Genomic DNA, 18,964 nt, shown 5'->3' with positions numbered 1-18,964 from the left:
GTCCGGCGTCACCGCGGTCGGGCGAAGGTGACGGTCACGCCGCGGCCCCGGCCCCGGCGATCCGTTCCAGTAAAGGTAAAGTCGGCATGCATTTCCCATGCTCCAGCCGGGAGACCGCCGCCTGGGTCAGACCGGAGAGTTCGGCCAGCCGCGCCTGGGTCATTCCGCTTCTCCCCCGGAATTCGCGCACGGCTCGCCCCAGCGTTCGCTCCAGATTTTCGGCTGGGTTTCTCCTGCATTCGGCGCGTTCCCCGACCGTCCCCCGCTGATGACGCTGCATGCCCCCGGAGGCTGTCCGCAGTCCGGTCCGGACCGGCTTCGGCTTGAGCAAGATCTGAGCTTGCATCTCGTCCACGGCATAGAGCGAGGTTGGTATTTTTCTTCGCGATACGCACGCAAGGCGAGGTCAGACGCCCGGAAGAGACGAATCCGGTTTACTCGGCGCTTGCTTCAGCGAAAACTTAATTGTCTTCCTGGCGCGCACATGCCACGATCACCACCGTCTTCCTACCGGAAACCTGTTTCTACCGGAAAGAAAAGCAACCATGACCAAGTTGCGTGCCACACTGTCCGGAATCGCGCTTTCGGGCGCTCTTCTCGCCACCGCGGCGGCGCCGGCGCTGGCGGATTCCGCGTCCGCTGGCACCCCCTCCCACTGGGCGGCCTCCGCCGTGACCAAGGGGCAGAAACTCAGCAAGCTGAAGAGCCTTACCGACAACACGGCCGCGTCCAGTCAGCGGTGGTCCGACGCGCTCAGCCAGCACCTCGGGCACAACAAGGCGATCGAGCAGTACAAGTTCAACTGGAGCACCGATTACTGCTCCAAGTCCCCGGACTCGCTGCCCGGCGGCTACACCTTCAAGTGGGCCTGCTATCGCCACGATTTCGGCTACCGCAATTACAAGGCCACTGTCGGCAATTACTACTTCAGGAAGGACCACAAGGCGCGCATCGACAAGGCCTTCCTCAGCGACATGAACGGCGCCTGCGGCTGGAAGCCCTGGGCCGACCCGTACCCGCCGGCGCAGCGCAAGCTGCTGAAGGCGGCATGCCTCAAGACCGCGAAGAAGTACTACGACGCCGTCGTGACCATGGGCTGACCACCCTCCACGCCGGACGGCGGGGCACGGAGACCTCTCCGTGCCCCGCCGTCCGTCTGCGACGGCCCGGCCGTTCCCCGGTCACGGCCCGGCCGTCCGCCCCTGCGGCCCGGTCGCCTAGTCCGTCGCGATGGCGCCCAGCACGTTCATCCGTGCCGCCCGGAACGCCGGCAGCAGGGCCGCGAGCAGGCCCACGAAGGCGGCGCCGACGAAGACGCCGGTGATCGTCGGCCAGGGGATCTCCAGGACCTTCATGCCCTCCAGAGCGAGCAGCTTCTGGGCCGTGGCCCCCCAGCCCATCCCCAGGCCGAGCCCCAGCAGCGCGCCGAACAGGGAGATGACCACTGATTCCAGCCGGATCATGCGGCGCAGCTGGCGGCGGGACGTGCCGATCGCCCGCATGAGACCGATCTCCCGGGTCCGCTCGACCACGGACAGCGCCAGGGTGTTGACCACACCGAGGACCGCGACCACGATCGCCAGGGCGAGCAGGCCGTAGATCATGTTCAGCAGCTGCGCGATCTGGTCGCTGAGGTTCTTCTTGTAGTCGGTGCGATCCATGACCGTGACGGCCGGGTCGTCGGCCACCGCGGCCTTGAGCGCGGCGTACGCCCGCTGTTTTCCGGCACTGTCCTTCACGGCGGCGAGCAGCGCGGTGTCCAGCGGCATCCGGTCGGCCGGGACGTACCGGGTGACGGTCGCGATGCCGACATACATCGCCCCCTTGTCGAGGCTGGTGTCGTCCGACGTCACGGCGGCCACCCGCAGGCGTGCCGTACGGCCGCCGTCGAAGGCGACTTTGAGCGTGTCACCGGTCTTGACCCCGTACTTGTGGGCGAAGTCCGAGCCGACCGACATCGCGTCGGCCCCGTAGGCGGCGGCGAGGTCGCCGGAGACCGTGGTCCGGCGTACGTCCTTCGGGTAGGTGGGGTCGGTCGCGAGCAGCGGCGCCCCCTTGATCACGTGGCCGTTCGGCGTGGTCAGGTCGGCGACCGGTTCCTTGAGACGGGTCACATGGGCGAGCCCGGGCACGCCGAGCACCGCCTGGTCGGTCGCCGGGGTGATCGGCTTGGACTGCTCGTCCGGCCGGATGACGAAGTCGGCACCGACGGACCGGTCCAGCTCGTCCGAGGCCGAGGCCACCATGGAGGAGCCGACGACCGACAGGCAGGCCACCAGGGCGAGGCCGATCATCAGGGCGGCGCCGGTGGCACCGGTGCGGCGCGGGTTGCGCAGCGCGTTGCGCTCGGCCATCCGGCCGACCGGGCCGAAGACCCGCAGCAGGACCATGCCGAGGACGCGGACCAGGCCGCCGGCGAGCAGCGGGCCGATCACGACGAAGCCGACCAGGCTGAGGACCACGCCGAGGCCCAGCCAGCCGGAGCCGGCCTTGGCCTTGTCGGCACTGGCGGCGACGAACAGGCTGGCGCCGCCGGCGCCGGTGAGGACGACGCCGATCAGCGCCCGGACGACGCCCGACCTGGTGTCGGCCGGGGTGCCGGCGTCGCGCAGGGCGGCCATCGGGGAGATCCGGCCGGCGCGCCGGGCGGGCAGGTAGGCGGCGAGGACGGTGACGACCACACCGAGCAGCAGGCCGAGCGCGGGGGTGCTCCAGGCGACGGTCAGGTCGTCGGTGGACAGGTGCATGCCCATGCTGCCCATGAGCTTCATCAGGCCGACGGCTATGCCGACGCCGGCGCCGACGCCGAGCACGGAGCCGATCACGCCGAGCAGCAGGGCCTCGACGAGCACCGACCGGTTGACCTGCTTGCGGGAGGAGCCGATGGCGCGCATCAGGCCGATCTCCCGGGTGCGCTGGGCGACCAGCATGGAGAAGGTGTTGATGATCAGGAAGATGCCGACGAGGAAGGCGACCCCGGCGAAGCCGAGCATCGCGTACTTCATGACGTTCAGGAAGCTCTGGACGCTCTTCTGGTTGGCGTCGGCGACCTCCTTGGCGGTCTGCACCTTGTAGCCGCGGCCGAGCGCGGCGGTCACGTCCTGCTTCAGCCGCGCGTCGCTCACGCCCTTGGCGGCGGTGACGTTGACGTCGGTGTAGACGCCGGTGCGGCCGATCAGGGTCCGCTGGGCGGTCGCCTTGTCCAGGTAGAAGATCGCCGCGCCGGGGTTGGTCACCTTGAAGGCGGCGATGCCGGACACGCGCGCGTGGTGCGTGCCGATGACGGAGATCATGCCGATGTCGGAGCCGAGCCCGAGGTGGTGCTTGTGGGCGGTGTCCTCGTCGACCATCACCTGGTCCGGGCCCTTGGGCGCGGTACCGGAGGTGATCTTCATGGTGCGGGCGTCGTTGCCGTTCCAGCTGCCGACGATGGTGGGCGCGCCGCTGGTGGGCGACAGCTTGTCCTTGTGGGCGTCGATGACGGTCACGGAGGTGGAGAACACCGTGCCCTCGGCGGACTTCACGCCCCGGACGCCGCTCACCCGGCCGACCACGGAGGCGGGCATCACGGGCGGCCGGCCGGTGCGGGAGGTGGTCGCCCCGCTGTCGGAGGAGCCCTTGGCGGTGACCGTGACGTCCGAGGCGGTCGCCTGGAACAGCTTGTCGAAGGTGGTGTTCATCGTGTCGGTGAACACCAGCGTGCCGCACACGAAGGCGACGGAGAGCAGGACGGCGACCGCCGAGAGGGCCATGCGGCCCTTGTGCGCGAAGAAGTTGCGCATCGAGGTCTTCAGGACGGTCATGACGTACGCCCCCGGGCGTCGAAGTCCTTCATGCGGTCGAGGACCTGATCGGCCGTCGGCTGGTACATCTCGTCGACGATCCGGCCGTCGGCGAGGTAGAGCACGCGGTCGGCGTAGGAGGCGGCGACGGGGTCGTGGGTGACCATCACGATGGTCTGGCCGAGTTCGTCCACCGAGCGGCGCAGGAAGCCGAGGATCTCCGCCCCCGCCCGCGAGTCGAGGTTTCCGGTCGGCTCGTCACCGAAGATGATCTCCGGCCGGGCGGCGAGCGCCCGGGCCACGGCGACGCGCTGCTGCTGGCCGCCGGAGAGCTGGGTCGGCCGGTGCCTGAGGCGTCCGGCGAGCCCGACGGTCTCCACCACGCGGTCCAGCCACTCCCGGTCGGGCTTGCGGCCGGCGATGTCCATGGGCAGCGTGATGTTCTCGATCGCGTTCAGCGTCGGCAGCAGGTTGAACGCCTGGAAGATGAACCCGATCCGGTCCCGGCGCAGCTGGGTGAGCTTCTTGTCCTTCAGACCGGTGATCTCGGTCTCGTCCAGGTAGATCTGACCGCCGGTCACCGTGTCGAGGCCGGCGAGGCAGTGCATCAGCGTGGACTTGCCGGACCCCGAGGGGCCCATGATCGCGGTGAACTGGCCGCGGGCGATGTCCACGTCTACGTGGTCGAGGGCGACGACACGGGTCTCGCCGGACCCGTACGCCTTGACGACCTGCCGCGCCCGCGCCGCAACGGCCGTACGCCCTCCAGTGCCCCCGTGCCTGGGAATGGTCACAGCCGATGTCACGGTATGTCTCCTATGTCGGTTGCCAGGTTCGCCCGTTGCCCCGGCTGGTCCGGGACTGGGTTCCCGGTGTCCGGTGTTCTCGGTACGTCTCGGTACGTCGTTCTCGGTACGTCGACGAGTCTCGCGGCCGGCGGGGGTGCGGCGCGCTGGTGCGAAGCCCCCTCTTGCCCTGGGGGAAACCCCACCCCCGCCGGTCCTGCCGGCCGCCCCCCAGCGGCGTAAAGCCAGGTTAAGGACCGCACCCGCCCCGGCTCGTCCTCCGTCGGGACGAACCCTCCCCGAGCCGTAGTACGGAGAACCCCCTAGGGGTGCTCCACCGCCGGGTGGAGGCCTTCTCGGGGCCGCCTCCACCCTCCGGCCCGCCGAGCCTCCACCCTCACGTCGCGTCAGGGTCAAGCCGCCCGGCGCGTGGGAGGCTTCCGTACCGGACATGCTTGCAAGGGGCACGGGAATGTCCCGGTGGGGATCAGGGGGAGGGACCGGTGGGGGGTACGACACCCGCGATACGCGACGGCGCGGCCACGGAGGGGGGCACCCGCGGCAGGGGCGCGGTCGTCGCGGCGCTGATGCTCTCGATGGCGCTGGCCGCGCTGGACGCCACCATCGTCTCCACCGCCGTGCCGCAGATCGTCGGCGATCTCGGCGGCTTCTCCGTCTTCTCCTGGCTGTTCTCCGGCTATCTGCTCGCCGTCACCGTCACCCTGCCGGTCTACGGCAAGCTGTCCGACACCTTCGGCCGCAAGCCCGTCCTGGTCGCGGGCGCGGCGGTGTTCCTGCTGGGCTCGCTGCTGTGCGCGGGCGCCTGGAACATGGCGGCGCTGATCGCGTTCCGGATCGTGCAGGGGCTCGGCGGCGGGGCGCTGCAGGGCACCGTGCAGACGCTGGCCGCCGATCTGTACCCGCTCGCGGAGCGCCCGAGGATCCAGGCCAGGCTGTCCACCGTGTGGGCGGTGTCGGCGGTGGCCGGGCCGGGCATCGGCGGAGTGCTGGCCGCGTACGCCGACTGGCGGTGGATCTTCCTGGTCAACCTGCCGATCGGCCTGGCCGCGCTGTGGCTGATCGTGCGTCACCTGCACGAGCCGCGGCGGGAGAGGCCGGCGCACGCGCGCGTGGACTGGGCCGGGGCGCTCGCGGTGTTCGCGTGCGGCGGGGTGCTGCTGACCGCGCTGGTGCAGGGCGGGGTGGCGTGGCCGTGGCTGTCGGCCCCCTCGGCCGCCCTGTTCGCGGCGGGGCTGGCGCTGGCCGCGGCCGTCGTCCTGATCGAGCGGCGGGCGGCCGAGCCGATCATCCCCGGGTGGGTGTGGCGGCGGCGCACGATCGCGGCGGTCAACCTGGCGCTCGGCGCGCTGGGGCTGCTGATGGTGGCGCCGAGCGTGTTCCTGCCGACGTACGCCCAGTCGGTGCTCGGGCTGGGCCCCGCGGCCGCCGGACTCGTGCTGTGCGTGTGGACCCTGACGTGGTCGGGGTCGGCGGCGCTCAGCCAGCACGTGTACCGGCGCATCGGCTTCCGGGACACCGCGCTGATCGGCATCGGGCTCGGCGCCCTGATCCTGTTCGCGTTCCCGTTCCTGCCCTACCCCGGCTCCTGGTGGCAGCCGATGCTGCTGATGCTGGCCCTCGGCGGGGCGCTGGGCCTGTTCCAGCTGCCGCTGATCATCGGGGTGCAGTCGACGGTCGGCTGGTCGGAGCGGGGTACGACGACCGCGTCGGTGCTGTTCTGCCGGCAGACCGGGCAGACGGTGGGCGCGGCCGTCTTCGGCGCCGTCGCCAACGGGGTGCTCGCTTCGAGGCTGGGTGGGGCGGGCGACCTGGACTCCGTCACACGCGCGCTGGACGCCGGTACGGCCCCGGAGGCGACCCGGCGGGCGATCGCCGCCGCGGTGCACTCGGTCTACTTCGGCGCGTCCTGCGCGGCGGCGCTGGCCTTCCTGGTCCTGCTGGTCGTGGCACCGCGCCGATTCCCGGTACGGCAGGAGCCGTGACCGACGGGGGTCGGCAGGATCCCTGGCCGGGCCGCGCCGACGGTGGGGTGTGGCGGTGGAGGCCGGTGGCCGCCGCGCCCCCGGTGTCGATGTGTGGCAGCCCTCGTGGGAGCGGTTCCTCGGTGAAGTAAGCGCATACCGACCGGCCAGTTTGGTGAAAACGCCACGCATCCGGAACGGCGCGAGTAGCGTGCGTGGCTCCGCTCCCACCCCCCACCTCCCTGCGGTCCGCCGCCACGGACCCGAGCCACGCAAGGAGCCCCGGGATGTCCTACGACCCGCCGCATCCGTCGTACCTGACCCACCCCTGGCAGCCCCCACCCCCTCAACCGCCCCGACAGAGCCCCCGGCCACCGCGCGAGCCCCTCGGCCACCACAGCGACCTGCGCGTCCTGCGCAGTGCCTACCGCTGGCAGCGGCGCACCGCCACGCTCACCGCGCTCGGCTACTTCACGCTGTTCCTGCTGCTGTCCGCGTTCGCGCCCGGCTTCATGACGAGCACCGTCGCCGACGGCATCCCCGCCGGCCTGCTGCTCGCCCTGCTCCAGGTCCCCGTCACCTGGCTGGCGATCGCCCTGTACGAGCACACCGCGCGCCGGCACGTCGACCCGCTGGCGGACCGCATCCGCAGGCAGGCCGAGCTGGACGCGCGCCGAGGAGCGGTGCGATGAACGGTTTCAGCGGCTCCGCCCAGTCCATGTCCCTGGTCGCCTTCTCCACCGTCGCCACGGTGACCCTGCTGCTGTGCGTGATGACCGGTCCCGACCGCGACGACCTCGACGAGTTCTACACCGGCTACGGCTCGCTGTCCCCGCTGCGCAACGGCCTCGCCATAGCGGGCGACTACATCTCCGCGGCCACCGTCCTCGGCACCGGCGGCGTGATCGCCCTGTGCGGCTACGACGGCGTCGTCCTCGCCCTCAGCACGGCGCTGTCGCTGATGCTGCTGATGTTCCTGCTGGCCGAACCGCTGCGCAACGCGGGCCGGTTCACCATGGGCGACGCCCTCGCCCGCCGGCTGCCCGGCCGCGCCGTGCGCATGACGACCTGCGCGGTGACGATCGCCGCCCTGCTGCCGCTGATGCTGGTCCAACTCGCCGGGACAGGGCAGCTGATGGCGTTCATCCTGGGCTTCTCCGCCGAGTCGCTGAAGACCGGGTGCGTCGTGGGACTCGGCGCCCTGATGATCGCCTACGCGGCCATCGGCGGCATGAAGGGCACCGCGCTCATCCAGATCCTGAAGATCGTCATGCTGGTCGGCTCGGGTGCCGTGATCGCCGTACTGATGCTGCGCCGCTTCGACTGGGACCCGGGCGCCCTGTTCGCCGCGGCGGCCCGGCAGAGCGGCGCCGGGCCCGCCTTCCTGCGCTCCGGACTGCAGTTCGGCACCGGCGGCAGGTCCCGCCTCGACATGATCGCCTCGGAACTGACCGTCGTGCTCGGCGGCGGCTGCCTGCCGCACGTCACCATGCGCATGTACACCGCCTCCAGCGCCCGCCAGGTGCGCCGCTCGATGTCCTGGGCGGTGTCGATCGTCGCCCTGTTCGTGCTGATCATGACGGTGGTCGGGTTCGGCGCCACGGCGCTGGTCGGCCGCGCGGCGATCTCCACGGCCGACCCGCAGGGCAACACCGCGTACCTGCTGGGCTCGCGCGCGGTCTTCGGTACGGACGTGTCGGCGGCGGAGAGCTTCCTGTTCACCCTGGTCACCACCGCGCTCTTCCTGACCCTGCTCGCCTCCGTGGCCGGAATGATCCTCGCCTGCGCCAACTCCCTCGCCCACGACGTCTTCGCGGCCCACGTGCGGGACATGCCGGCCCGCCGGGAGATGGCCCTGGCCCGCCTGTCGGCGCTCGCCATAGGCATCCCGACGATCCTGCTCGCCACCCTGGTGCAGCACCACAGCCTGCAGCCCCTGGTGACGCTCTCCTTCTGCCTGGGCGCCTCCGCCATCGCGCCCGCCCTCGTGTACGGCCTGTTCTGGCGCCGCTACACCAGGAGCGGGCTCCTGGGCACCCTGATCGGGGGCACGCTGACGGTGCTGCTGCTGATGCCGGGCACCAATCTGGTCTCCGGCTCGCCGGTCTCCGCGTTCCCGAACGCCGACTTCAACTGGTTCCCGTTCACCACGACCGGCATCGTCTCCATCCCGGCCGGCTTCTTCTTCGGCTGGCTGGGCACGGTCGTCTGCGGCCGCGGCAAGGCGGAACGGCAACGCCACCAGTACGAGTCGGTGGAGGGGTCGATCCTGGCGGGGGCCGCGCGCCGATGACCCGGCGCGCGGCCGGGCGGCGCTACTCCAGCGCCGCCTGCCCCGCCGTCAGGGCACTGAGGCTGTTGCGCACGCGGTCCATCTCGGCGCGCACCTCGTCCCAGGTCTCGCCGTGCTCGCGCAGCACCTGCTCGGTGTCGCGGGCGATGCGCTCCTCCTGCGCACGCGCGGCGGCCACGATCTCGGCGGCACGCGTCTGCGCCTCCTCCTGGCAGCGGCGCGCTGCCTCCTCCGCCTCCTTCAGGACCTTCTTCGCCTCGGCGACCTCCGCGTCGGCCCGGCCCACCAGCTCCGCGTGCCGGGCCTCCAGCGCGGCCAGTTGCTCGCCCTCCTCGCGCTCGGTCGCGCCCCACCGCTCGGCGTGCTCCCGGGACTGCTCGTCGAGCATGCCGGCGGTGCACTGGCGTGCCTCGCGCAGCACGGCGACGGCCTGCGCACGGCACTCCTTCACCTCGCGCCGGGCGCCGACGCGCACGTCGTCGGCCTCGGCGCGCGCCGCGACCAGGAGTTGGCCGGCGTTCTCGTCGGCCTCCGCGCGGATCGCGTCCGCCGCCTGCTGCGCCGCCCAGCGCACGCCGTCGGCCTGCTCCTCGGCCTGCACGACGGCCTGCTGGGTCTCGCGCCGCGTGCGCTCCCGGAGGTCCGTCACCTCCTCCTCGACGAGCTGGAACACGCGCCGGGCGCGCTCCCCGAGCGTGTCGTACGCCTGTGGTGGGAGCTGGGCGACGGCGTCGCGCAACCGCGCGACCTCCGCCTCCATGTCCTTGGCGAGCACGGTCAGCCGCGCGGCGCGTTCCCACGCGGCGTCCCGTTCCTCGGACAGCGCCTCCATGTACACGTCGACCCGATCGGGGCGATAGCCGCGCCCCCGGACGGTCGCGAAGCCGTGCTGCGGCATCGATGCGCTGCTCACCCCGGGAACCCCTCTCCACCGGACATACACGACAGGATGATTTCGCGCACATCTTGATGGATCGGACGTAAGCGTGCATAACGCGACACTCCGCAGTCATGTCACGGTCGGAATTTCGCACTACGGATGGCTGCAGCGACCCAGGTCCGCTACGGCGCTTCCTCCCCGAGAACGTCGGTCACGCGACGGGGGAGACGGACCGTCACCGTGGCGCCCTCCCGTACCGGGTGAACACGGCCGCGCCGTCCCGCTCGGCCGCCAGGCACTCCAGGCCGGCCGGCGCGGCACCCTCCGGGAACAGCCGCCTGCCCTCGCCCAGCACCACCGGGAACGTCATCAGCCGGTACTCGTCCACCAGCCCCGCGGCCATCAGCGCGTGCGCCAGGGAAAGACTCCCCATGACGACCACGTCCCGCCGCTCGGACCGGACCGCGTCCAGCGGATCCCCCTTCAGCAGGCTGGAGTTCGACCAGGCCGACACGTCCGGCGCGCCACCGGAGACGACCAGCTTCGCGGCGGCGTTCATCCGCGCCGAGAACGGGTCGTCCCGCCCCGGCCACAGCCGCGCGAACATCTCCCAGGTGCTGCGGCCCAGCAGCAGCACCCCCTCGTCCAGGAGCCGGCCCAGCCGGAACCTGTCCCCCGCGACCGCCCCGGGGCCGTACCGGAAGATCCAGCCGCCCCGCGGCGTACCCCCGGACCCGTCCGGGTCGGACACGACCCCGTCCAGGGTGATGAACTCGATGACGACGACACTCACGACGACGGTCCCTTCGCTCGGCTGCTCACCGGTACCTACCGGCGGCACCGCCCGGACTCATCGCACCCGCCGGAGAATCCCCGGGGCCGACGCCCGGCAGCCGTCGCTCAGGAGGCCGCCGCGGGCCCCTGCGGCACGGACGGGAACGCGGCCAGCACCCGCGGGTCCGAGAACACCACGTTGCGCGCGACCCGGCCCCCGGTGACCGTCAGGACCTGCACCGTGTGCAGCCGGTGCCCGCCGCCCGGCTCCGGCGCGTACGCCGCGAGCGCCGGCTGCCCGTTGGCCGCCACCTGCTGCGTCCGCCACCCCGTCCCGCGCATCGCGAACACCCGTTCCATGAACCGGCCGTAGTCCCACCGGCCCCGGTACCACAGCGCCACCGGCGGCATCTCCATGACCGCGTCCTCGGTCAGCAGCCGCACCAGCTCCGGAACGTCCGCCGCCTCGAAGGCCCGCATGTAGCGCCGCACCACCGCCCGCACCTCCGGATCCTCCGGCTCCCCGACCTCACCGGGCGCGCCCGCGCCCGCGACGGCGGCACGCGCCCGCTGCAGCGCGCTGTTGACGGCGGCCACGGACGTGCCGAGCTGACCGGCGACCTCCGCCGCCGAGAACTCCAGCACCTCACGCAGCACCAGCACCGCCCGCTGCCGCGCCGGCAGCAACTGCAGCGCGGCCACCAGCGCGAGCCGCAGGTCCGCGCGCGCCTCCACGTCGAACCGCGCCTCGGGGAACGGCTCCAGCCACGGGATGTCGAGCGCCGGCGTGAGCGGCGCCCCCGGATCGTCCGACGGCGCCCCCAGACCCGACGGCAGCGGACGGCGGGCACGGCTCTCCAGCGCGCTCAGACAGGCGTTGGTCGCGATGCGGTACAGCCACGTCCGCACCGACGCGCGCGCCGGGTCGTAGCGGTCCCGGGCCTTCCAGGCCCGCAGCAGCGTCTCCTGCGTCAGGTCCTCGGCCTCGTGGAACGAACCCAGCATCCGGTAGCAGTACGCCACCAGCTCACCCCGGTACGGCTCCAGGTCCACCGCCCACCCTGCCCTTCACACCCGTGCGTGAAGGACAGGATGCGCCCACCGGCCACCGGACGGCACTACAGCAGCCCGTCCCACATCTGCTCCAGCAGCACCGACCACCAGCTCTCCGGCGAACCGAGCGCCGCCGGGTCCAGAGCGGCCAGCTGGGCCTGGAAGTCGACGGTCCAGCGGCCCGCCTGCTCCTGGTTGAGACCGAACCGCAGCCGCCACATCCGGCCCAGCAGCGCCAGGCAGCGCGCGAACTCCGGCAGCCCGGTGTTCACGAACTGCGGCGGCACCGGCGCACCGCCAGGACCGGCCTCCACCGGCACGGCCACGATGTTCGCCGTCCCGTACTGCACACAGACCGCCCGGCCGAAGTCGGTGCCCATCACCAGGTACGAGCCCGCGTCCGACGCCGGCTGCACCCCGCGCTCGGCCGCCATCTCCGCCAGCGTCGGCACCGGACGGCCCGGCTGCGCCTGCGCCCAGAAGAACGGGCCCATGTCCACCGGCAGCCCCGCGACGACCAGCGTGTGCGCCACCACCGGCGGCACTCCCTGCCGCGACACCGCCTGCTGCTCGAACCGGAAGATCCCCGGCCCGAACGCCGCCGCCAGCTCCTGCGCGATGCCCTCCGGCGGGATCGGCGGCGCCGCCTGCACCGGCGCCAGCGGCGCCCGGACCGGAGCCGGACGCGCCGGGCCGTCCGCCACCTGGTGCAGCTCGCCCTGGTGCGCCAGCAGCTGCTGCATGCCCTGCTGCCGGCTCGCGTGGTCCGTGCCGTACGGCGCGATGCTCGCGATCCGCGCCTGCGGCCACTGCTCCCGGATCATCCGCGCGCAGTAGGCCCCCGGCAGCTCGCACGACTCCAGCTCCGTGTGCAGCTCCAGCACCTGGTCCGACGGCACGTTCATCGCACGCAGCTCGTGGAAGATCTGCCACTCCGGGTGCGGCGTGCCCGGCGCCGAACGCCGGATCAGCTGCTGCTCCGAACCGTCCTGCGCGCGGTAGCGCAGCACCGCCTGGTAGCCGGGGCCGACCGTCGGCTGCGCCTGCTGCGGATACCCGTACGCCGAAGGCTGCCCCGGCGGCGGCATCGCACCCGGCGCCATCGGCTGCGGGGCACCCGGAACGCCCGGGGGCATGCCGGGAGCACCGGGCGCGGACGGCGGGGGCGGCGCGCCGTGGCCACCGGGAACACCGGGGCCGAGACCGCCCACGGGAGGCGCGGCGAACACCGTCTCGGCATGGTGGACCGCACCATGCCCACCACCGGGAGCACCCGGCGCACCGGGGCCGACGGGGGGCTGCGGGGCACCCGGCGGCATCCCGGGGACGCCGGGCGGCTGGGGCGCGCCGGGCACGGGAGGCATGCCCGGGGCGTGCGGCGGCTGCGGCGCGCCGGGGGCGGCAGGCATACCCGGGGCACCCGGCGGCACACCGGGAGCGCCGGGGGCGGGAGGCATGCCGGGGGCGTGCGGCGGCTGGGGCGCGCGTCCGCCCATCTGGCCGGGGTCGGCCAGCATCGTGGCCGCGTGGTGCACGTCACCGGGAGGCGGGGGCGGGGTGGGAGCGCCCGGCGCCTGCGCGCCGTCCGCACCCCCGGGGCCCGCCGGAGCACCCGGAACCTCGGGCCCCTCGGGCCCGAGCGACGACACGAGCTGCGTCGGCGCATACCCGCCCGCGGGCGCACCCGGCACCGGCGGCGCGGGCGGCGTGGGCCCACTCCCCGGACGCGCGCCCGGCGCACCGGGGACACCCGGCGGCGGAGGCGGCGCGCCCACACCGCCGCGCCCCTTCTTCGGCGGCGGCGCCGCCTTGCTCGTGGCGGCGTCCGCGATGTCCCCGGCGTTCGGCGCGAGCCGACGCTCGGGCGCCCCCGGCCCCGCCGGAGGCTGCGGCGCGTTCGCGCCGTCGCCCGGCGCCTGCGGGTAGCCGTACGTCGAGGCGCCCGCGGGCGGCGGAGTACCGCCCGGGGCACCAGGACCCTGCGGATAGCCGTACGGCGGAGCACCGGGAGCCGGCGGCGGAGTGCTGCCCGGCGGAACGCCCGGCACACCGGGAGCCACCGGGGCACCGGGCCCCTGCGGGTAGCCGTACGGCGGAGCGCCCGGCGGCGGAGTGCTGCCCGGCGCGGGCGGCTGGACGGGGGCGCCCGGCGGGGGCGTGCCGGGGGCGGCCTGCCCCTGCGGGTAGCCGTACGACGGAGCGCCGGGCGGCGGGGGCGTGCTGCCCTGCGGAACACCGGGACCCGCGTGCGCGCCCGGCGTGAAGCCCGGCGCGTTCGGTACGTCGAGCGCTGGCGCGACCGCGGTAGGCGGCAGCTGACTGCCCCCCGCCATCAACGCCGTCTTCGCCTCGGGCACCGCCGGAGGCCGCGGCACGTCGGCGTCGCTCAGCGGCGGCGCGAACACCGTCGCCGGCAACGGCACCGAACGGTCGTCCTCACCGGAACCCGCGTTCGTGTCGGTACCCGCCCACGGCGTGGCCCCCGGCGGCACGTCCGCCGGAGCAGCCGCCCCGGGCGCACCGCCGGACGCCCCCACCGGCACCCCGGCCTGCGTCTCCGCCAGGCCGGCACCGGAAACCCCGGCACCCTCGGCGACGGCGGGAGCAGCGGGCGCACCGCCCGGAGCCGGAGCGGCCGCCCCGCCCTCCGGCCGCCGCTCCCCGATGCCCAGCTTGTCCGCCGCCTCCTGCAGCCACTCCGGAGGAGTCAGCAGGAACGACGTCTGGTTCAGATCCACCCGGGCGGCAGGCGCCGGAACCGCGTCCTCGGGCTCCACCGCACGGCCGTACTCCTCCTCGTACCGGCGGATCACCTCACCCACCGGCAGCGCGGGCCACAGCGTCGCCTCCCCGCTGTCCCGGGCGATGACGAGCCGCTGACCGCCCGCGTCCGACCGCGGCCCCTCGGCCCGGTCCTCGCCCCACACCACGAACCCCAGCTCGAACTCCCGCACCCGCACCTCACGATGCTGGTACGCGGGCACGTCACCGTTGATCCACTCCTCGGCGCGCTCCTGCGCCTGCGCGTAGGTCACCATCGCTCGCAGCTCACTCCCCCACCGGGCCGGAAGACGCCGAGCCGGAAGACACCGGGACGACACGGGCGAAACCGCCGTCCACCATCAGATTCGCCACCGTCTCCAACTCCGGCGGACTACCGGCCAGCCGGGACAGAAAGACGTCGAAGTCCTCACCGCACGGCAGCAGCAGACGCTCCACCCGCTCCGCCGGCGGCAGCGACGGATCCACGTCCCGCACATCGTCGTACGCGCAGAACCACACCGAACCGAGCCGCTCGCCCTTCACCTTCACCGCGAGCAACCCGCCCTGCACGAAGGCGACTCCGAGGTAGTCCTTCGTCAGATGGTCACGCAGGCACTTGTTCACGTACACCAGGTCATTGACCGCGGCCTCGTCCCGCACCGTGAAGAACGGCTGGTCGAGCAGCAGCCCCAGCTCGGCGACCAGTGCCGTGCCCACCGGGGCACAACCACCCGCCGCCTTCACGAACGAGCGGTAGGCACCCGGCAGCCGGAAGCCGAGATCCTCCTCGACCCCCTGCACCTGCGCCTCGGTCACCGCCACACCCGACTTGGGCAGCCCGAAGTGCGCGGGCCGCGTCTCCTGCAACGGCCGCGTGCCCCGCTTGCCGTGGTCGACGGGCGCCGTCGCCACCCCACCGTGGTGCCGCAGCAGCGCCTTCACCTCGACGGGCACCAGCTCCAGCCGCCGCGTGCCCACCACGTGGTGCCACGTCCAGCCGTGCGGCGTCGCCACGTCCGGCACCGTGTCCCACAACTCGTGACCCACCGCCGCCAGCGACGCGTTCGCCGACACGTAGTCCGTCAGCCGCAACTCGTCGACGCCGAAACCCTCCGGCGGTTCGGCGATCTCCACCGCCACGCGCGCGTACGGCGAGAAGTCCGGGTAACCATGCTCATCGACCCGTACCCCTCTCGGGTGACGTGCCGCCCGGACCGGATCCGGGAAGTGCACGACCTGCCCGGCGTAGGCCGCGTTCGGCGGCGCGGCTTGCTGCCCGAGCCGACCTGTCGTCATGGCGGTTGCCCCCTGCGGCGTCATCTCTGGCCTGAACGGCGGTGTCGATCGCGGATGCCGACAGCCTATGCGGTACCCGAACCCCGGTCACCGGCCCACCACATCCCCACGACCACCCGCCACCGCGGCCGCACCGCCACCCGACCCCACCTCCGTGACCAGCCGTCACCCCACCGTGACGACACGACCCCGCCCGGGCGTGTCGCGCCGCCCCAGCTTCCGCACCAGCCACGGCATTTGGCACCCTGTGTCCTTCGGGGGGATGCCCGGGAGGGGAGAACGACCATGAACGCCTTGCGTACCGGAGGTGCCGACGTGCGGTCCGGCGACCCACGCATCGACTGGAGCGGCCCCGACGCACCCCCCGCGCCCACCCTCCGCCACCGCCGCGACGGAATCCTCCCCACCGTCGCCGCCGCCCTCTCCGTCCGCGGCACCACCCTCACCGGCACCGCCGCCCGCGGAGAGGAACCCCCGCCCCTGCACCCCCTCGTCCAGGACTTCCTCGACACCCTCACCAGCGCCCAGCGCGACCGCTTCACCGGACGCTGCGCCGAGACCATGCTCATCTCCCGGCACATCGCCGCCGCCGACGCCGCACGCACCAGACGCGCCGCACGCAAACCCATGACCAACGGCGAAGCACGCAAGGCCCTCAAGCAGGCCAAGCTCACCGCCCGCCGCATACGCGAGGACGGCGACCCCCTCCACGGCAGCTTCGCCGCACCCTGCCGCGCCTGCACCGCCCTCACCGCCCACTTCGGCGTCCGCATCGTCGACCCCACCGCAACCGACGGCTGAAAACCACCGTCAACCCCAGTACCACCCCGCGAGCTCGACGATCGAAGGGCAGATGCACCCAGACCGCACCTCCACCACGCGCTTCCCCGTACCCGTCGACGCCGCCCTGCGCGCCGCCGGCTGGCAACCCGGACGCTGGGACATAAAGCAGGCCGAAGTCTGGGCCGACACCCTGCGCGAACACACCTCACCCGCGGGACACCGGCACACCGTCTTCCCCGCCGCCGTCGAGGCCTGGGCCGAATTCGGCGGCCTCCGCGTCACCCCCAACGGACCCGGCCGCCAGATCGCCCCCGCCACCCTCCATCTCGACCCCCTGCACGGCCTCCACCTCGCCCGCACCCTCGGCGACCTGGGCCGCGCCCTCGGCACCGAGCTCTGCCCCCTCGGCACGGAGACCGACACCGCCGCCGTCCTCGCCATCGACAGCGAAGGCCGCGTCTACACCCTCGACCACACCGGCGACTGGTACGCGGGCCCCGACATCGACCACGCCCTCTCCGCCCTCATCACCGGCATCGAACCGGCCCGCCTCACCCCCGGCTGACCCCCACCGCCCCCCACAGCCGACCGGGCCCCGGCACCTCCAGCAACCCGGGGCGGCGACATCGGCACGCTCACCTCAGGCCGAGGCCGCGGGTCACACCACCCGCCCCGAGACCCGCCGCGTCTCACCGCCGGCCGAGGCGGCACGCGCATCGCCCCCGGCCAGGACGGCCGGTCACAGCGCCACGCGACACCCGGCACCCCGCCAGCCGAACCCGGCACTCCACCGCCGGCCGAGGCGGGACGGGGCGGTCCGTCACGCCGCCGGGATGACCGCCGACACCCGGAAACCCCCCGCGTCCGTCGGCCCCGACACGAACACGCCGCCGAGCGCCACGACCCGCTCCCGCATCCCCAGCAGACCGTTGCCACCCGACGGAAGCCCCGCCGCCGACGCCGACGCCGGCTCCGGAGGCGGCTCGTTCTCCACCTGCATCGCGATCTCCGACACCCGGTGCGCCAGCCGCACATGCGTCTTCGCACCCGCCGCATGCTTGTGGACGTTCGTCAGCGCCTCCTGCACCACCCGGTACGCCGTCTGCTCCACCCCCGCCGCATACGACCGCACCTCTCCCTCCACGGACAGATCCACCACCATCCCCGCCGCCGCCGACTGCCCGATCAACTCGTCCAGCGCCGACAGGTGCGGCCCCTCCACCAAGCCCTCCACCTCGGCGATCCGCGAAGCCGCGGCCGCGGCCGCCTGCCCCACCGCCGCCAGCGGCACCGCGGCGGCACGCCGGCCCGCCTCCTCCCCCGCCCGCAGCACCCCCAGCATCTCCCGCAACTCCGTCAGCGCCTGCCGGCCCATGTCCCCCACCAGAGCCGCGTTCCGCACCGCCTTCTCCGGGTCCTTCCGCGCCACGGCCTGCAGCGCGGCCGCATGCACCACCATCAGACTCACCCGGTGCGCGACCACGTCGTGCATCTCCCGCGCGATCCGCGTCCGCTCCTCGTTGCGCGCCCACTCGGCCCGCTCCTCCGCCCGCTCCGCGAGCAGCTGGAGCTCCCGCTCCAGACTGTCCGCCCGCTCCCGCAGGCTCTCCATCAGCCGCCGCCGCGCCCCCACGTACAACCCCAGCAGCACCGGCGGAGCCGTCAGCCCCAGCGCCGTCGCCACCGCCGCGAACGGCACGAACCAGTCCCCGAGCGTCAGATCGCCCCGCGCCATGTCCTGCCGGACCCGCACGAACGTCACCACCGCCGTGCCCAGCAGGGACATCCCGGCCAGCGAGCCGATCACCCGCCGCGGCAGCTCACACGCGGCCAGCGTGTACAGGCCGACGATCCCCATCAGGAAGCCCATCTGGGCCGGTGTGATCGCGATCGCCACCAGCACCACGGCGATCGGCCACTTCCGCCGCACCAGCAGCACCGAACCGGCGATCAGTCCGAACACGATCCCCGCCGACAGCGGGATCCCCGCGTCCCGGGCGAAGCCGATCCCCTCGGCGCCGCACTCCACGGCGGACACCAGCGCGAGACTCCCGTCGAGCGCCGCACTGCGCCACCGCGCCCACCACCAGGGGCCGGTCAGCGCCCTGGCATGCTCTTCCCCCGTAGTGGTCATGCGTCCAGCCTACGGGCGACGGGTGGGGCTTTTCCGGTGACTTTCGCCTACCTCCACACACCACATCCCGTAACCGAACGACCTCGAAACCCACCGGAATCGCTCGAACTGCTGAACCCTTCACGTTCGACCGCGGAACCACGCATTCCGGCCGGGCGGTATGCGTATGACACATGCACCCGGCACATACGCCGACTTCGAGGGGTTGCGGAAGCGGGCCGTCGCCCTGCGCCGGGCGGGCCACAGCCTCCGGCAGATCGGTGTGGCCCGAAGCGCCCGCCTCTACAACGCCGTCGAAGGCTGGTGGAACGGGATCGTGGCCCAGGCGCAGGCACGTCTCGGGTAAGGTCTGAGACGCTGTCCCCCGTGGTGTAACTGGCAGCACACTGGTTTTTGGTACCAGCAGGACAAGGTTCGAATCCTTGCGGGGGAGCCACAG

Annotated in this window: 16 protein-coding genes and 1 tRNA gene; 8 read left to right on the top strand and 9 right to left on the bottom strand. The window is 73.1% G+C overall.

What is annotated here, in order from left to right:
- Window positions 1-34: 34 nt before the first annotated feature.
- Window positions 35-346 carry a helix-turn-helix domain-containing protein gene (locus ACZ7FF_RS25690; protein ID WP_470814727.1) on the bottom strand — a complete coding sequence of 104 codons (312 nt, stop codon included), beginning with the start codon at window positions 344-346 and terminating at the stop codon, window positions 35-37.
- A gap of 199 nt (window positions 347-545) precedes the next feature.
- On the opposite strand from ACZ7FF_RS25690, the gene ACZ7FF_RS25685 reads away from it, so the two are divergent.
- On the top strand, window positions 546-1,100 hold the full coding sequence (locus tag ACZ7FF_RS25685) for a phospholipase A2 (protein ID WP_470814621.1): 555 nt from the start codon (window positions 546-548) through the stop codon (window positions 1,098-1,100).
- A gap of 117 nt (window positions 1,101-1,217) precedes the next feature.
- Here ACZ7FF_RS25685 and ACZ7FF_RS25680 read toward each other — a convergent pair whose 3' ends face one another.
- Both ACZ7FF_RS25680 and ACZ7FF_RS25675 read right to left on the bottom strand, forming a co-directional pair.
- Window positions 1,218-3,803, bottom strand: coding sequence for an ABC transporter permease (locus ACZ7FF_RS25680; protein WP_470814620.1), 2,586 nt, complete (start codon window positions 3,801-3,803; stop codon window positions 1,218-1,220).
- On the bottom strand, window positions 3,800-4,588 hold the full coding sequence (locus tag ACZ7FF_RS25675; RefSeq protein ID WP_470814619.1) for an ABC transporter ATP-binding protein: 789 nt from the start codon (window positions 4,586-4,588) through the stop codon (window positions 3,800-3,802). Before ACZ7FF_RS25675 ends, ACZ7FF_RS25680 begins: the two co-directional genes overlap by 4 nt.
- A 482-nt stretch (window positions 4,589-5,070) precedes the next feature.
- Here ACZ7FF_RS25675 and ACZ7FF_RS25670 point away from each other — a divergent pair, with 482 nt between their 5' ends.
- The 3 genes from ACZ7FF_RS25670 to ACZ7FF_RS25660 all read left to right on the top strand — a co-directional run bounded on the left by ACZ7FF_RS25670 (window position 5,071) and on the right by ACZ7FF_RS25660 (window position 8,842).
- Window positions 5,071-6,570, top strand: coding sequence for an MFS transporter (locus ACZ7FF_RS25670; RefSeq protein WP_470814618.1), 1,500 nt, complete (start codon window positions 5,071-5,073; stop codon window positions 6,568-6,570).
- A gap of 266 nt (window positions 6,571-6,836) precedes the next feature.
- Window positions 6,837-7,241: a DUF485 domain-containing protein gene (locus ACZ7FF_RS25665; RefSeq protein WP_470814617.1), complete on the top strand. Its 405-nt coding sequence runs from the start codon at window positions 6,837-6,839 to the stop codon at window positions 7,239-7,241.
- Window positions 7,238-8,842 (top strand): sodium/solute symporter, encoded by a 1,605-nt coding sequence (locus ACZ7FF_RS25660; RefSeq protein WP_470814616.1) that lies wholly within the window; start codon window positions 7,238-7,240, stop codon window positions 8,840-8,842. The genes ACZ7FF_RS25665 and ACZ7FF_RS25660 overlap by 4 nt, the downstream gene beginning before the upstream one ends.
- A 22-nt stretch (window positions 8,843-8,864) precedes the next feature.
- On the opposite strand, the gene ACZ7FF_RS25655 is transcribed toward ACZ7FF_RS25660, so the two are convergent.
- The 5 genes from ACZ7FF_RS25655 to ACZ7FF_RS25635 all read right to left on the bottom strand — a co-directional run bounded on the left by ACZ7FF_RS25655 (window position 8,865) and on the right by ACZ7FF_RS25635 (window position 15,608).
- Window positions 8,865-9,755, bottom strand: coding sequence for a cellulose-binding protein (locus tag ACZ7FF_RS25655; protein ID WP_470814615.1), 891 nt, complete (start codon window positions 9,753-9,755; stop codon window positions 8,865-8,867).
- Between the two features lie 202 nt (window positions 9,756-9,957).
- Window positions 9,958-10,515: a dihydrofolate reductase family protein gene (locus ACZ7FF_RS25650; RefSeq protein WP_470814614.1), complete on the bottom strand. Its 558-nt coding sequence runs from the start codon at window positions 10,513-10,515 to the stop codon at window positions 9,958-9,960.
- A gap of 107 nt (window positions 10,516-10,622) precedes the next feature.
- Window positions 10,623-11,549 carry an RNA polymerase subunit sigma-70 gene (locus ACZ7FF_RS25645; RefSeq protein WP_470814613.1) on the bottom strand — a complete coding sequence of 309 codons (927 nt, stop codon included), beginning with the start codon at window positions 11,547-11,549 and terminating at the stop codon, window positions 10,623-10,625.
- A 65-nt stretch (window positions 11,550-11,614) separates the two neighbouring features.
- A complete protein-coding gene (locus ACZ7FF_RS25640; protein WP_470814612.1) occupies window positions 11,615-14,587 on the bottom strand; it encodes an SUKH-4 family immunity protein in 2,973 nt (990 codons plus the stop codon).
- A 10-nt stretch (window positions 14,588-14,597) separates the two neighbouring features.
- Window positions 14,598-15,608: an SMI1/KNR4 family protein gene (locus tag ACZ7FF_RS25635; protein WP_470814611.1), complete on the bottom strand. Its 1,011-nt coding sequence runs from the start codon at window positions 15,606-15,608 to the stop codon at window positions 14,598-14,600.
- A 285-nt stretch (window positions 15,609-15,893) separates the two neighbouring features.
- Between ACZ7FF_RS25635 and ACZ7FF_RS25630 the strand changes: the two genes are divergently transcribed.
- A complete protein-coding gene (locus ACZ7FF_RS25630) occupies window positions 15,894-16,409 on the top strand; it encodes a YwqJ-related putative deaminase (protein ID WP_470814610.1) in 516 nt (171 codons plus the stop codon).
- 52 nt (window positions 16,410-16,461) lie between these two features.
- Window positions 16,462-16,956 (top strand): SUKH-3 domain-containing protein, encoded by a 495-nt coding sequence (locus tag ACZ7FF_RS25625; protein WP_470814609.1) that lies wholly within the window; start codon window positions 16,462-16,464, stop codon window positions 16,954-16,956.
- 255 nt (window positions 16,957-17,211) lie between these two features.
- Here the strand turns inward: ACZ7FF_RS25625 and ACZ7FF_RS25620 are convergent, their stop codons facing one another.
- A complete protein-coding gene (locus ACZ7FF_RS25620) occupies window positions 17,212-18,525 on the bottom strand; it encodes a sensor histidine kinase (protein WP_470814608.1) in 1,314 nt (437 codons plus the stop codon).
- Window positions 18,526-18,691: 166 nt separating this feature from the next.
- Here ACZ7FF_RS25620 and ACZ7FF_RS25615 point away from each other — a divergent pair, with 166 nt between their 5' ends.
- Both ACZ7FF_RS25615 and ACZ7FF_RS25610 read left to right on the top strand, forming a co-directional pair.
- Window positions 18,692-18,871, top strand: coding sequence for a hypothetical protein (locus ACZ7FF_RS25615; RefSeq protein ID WP_470814734.1), 180 nt, complete (start codon window positions 18,692-18,694; stop codon window positions 18,869-18,871).
- 14 nt (window positions 18,872-18,885) lie between these two features.
- A tRNA-Gln gene (locus ACZ7FF_RS25610) sits at window positions 18,886-18,961 on the top strand.
- Window positions 18,962-18,964 lie beyond the last annotated feature (3 nt).

The sequence above is a fragment of the Streptomyces sp. NPDC037126 genome, assembly GCF_055605965.1.
The sequence above is the reverse complement of the archived record's forward strand: the minus strand, read 5'-3'. Positions and strand labels throughout refer to the sequence as shown.

What these genes read in the sequence shown, in the direction of transcription:
- ACZ7FF_RS25630 (WP_470814610.1), top strand. Translation starts at nt 15,894, where the DNA reads ATGAACGCCTTGCGTACCGGAGGTGCCGACGTGCGGTCCGGCGACCCA.
- ACZ7FF_RS25665 (WP_470814617.1), top strand. Translation starts at nt 6,837, where the DNA reads ATGTCCTACGACCCGCCGCATCCGTCGTACCTGACCCACCCCTGGCAG.
- ACZ7FF_RS25635 (WP_470814611.1), bottom strand. Translation starts at nt 15,608, where the DNA reads ATGACGACAGGTCGGCTCGGGCAGCAAGCCGCGCCGCCGAACGCGGCC.
- ACZ7FF_RS25690 (WP_470814727.1), bottom strand. Translation starts at nt 346, where the DNA reads ATGCAAGCTCAGATCTTGCTCAAGCCGAAGCCGGTCCGGACCGGACTG.
- ACZ7FF_RS25625 (WP_470814609.1), top strand. Translation starts at nt 16,462, where the DNA reads ATGCACCCAGACCGCACCTCCACCACGCGCTTCCCCGTACCCGTCGAC.
- ACZ7FF_RS25680 (WP_470814620.1), bottom strand. Translation starts at nt 3,803, where the DNA reads ATGACCGTCCTGAAGACCTCGATGCGCAACTTCTTCGCGCACAAGGGC.
- ACZ7FF_RS25620 (WP_470814608.1), bottom strand. Translation starts at nt 18,525, where the DNA reads ATGACCACTACGGGGGAAGAGCATGCCAGGGCGCTGACCGGCCCCTGG.
- ACZ7FF_RS25615 (WP_470814734.1), top strand. Translation starts at nt 18,692, where the DNA reads ATGACACATGCACCCGGCACATACGCCGACTTCGAGGGGTTGCGGAAG.
- ACZ7FF_RS25660 (WP_470814616.1), top strand. Translation starts at nt 7,238, where the DNA reads ATGAACGGTTTCAGCGGCTCCGCCCAGTCCATGTCCCTGGTCGCCTTC.
- ACZ7FF_RS25640 (WP_470814612.1), bottom strand. Translation starts at nt 14,587, where the DNA reads ATGGTGACCTACGCGCAGGCGCAGGAGCGCGCCGAGGAGTGGATCAAC.
- ACZ7FF_RS25685 (WP_470814621.1), top strand. Translation starts at nt 546, where the DNA reads ATGACCAAGTTGCGTGCCACACTGTCCGGAATCGCGCTTTCGGGCGCT.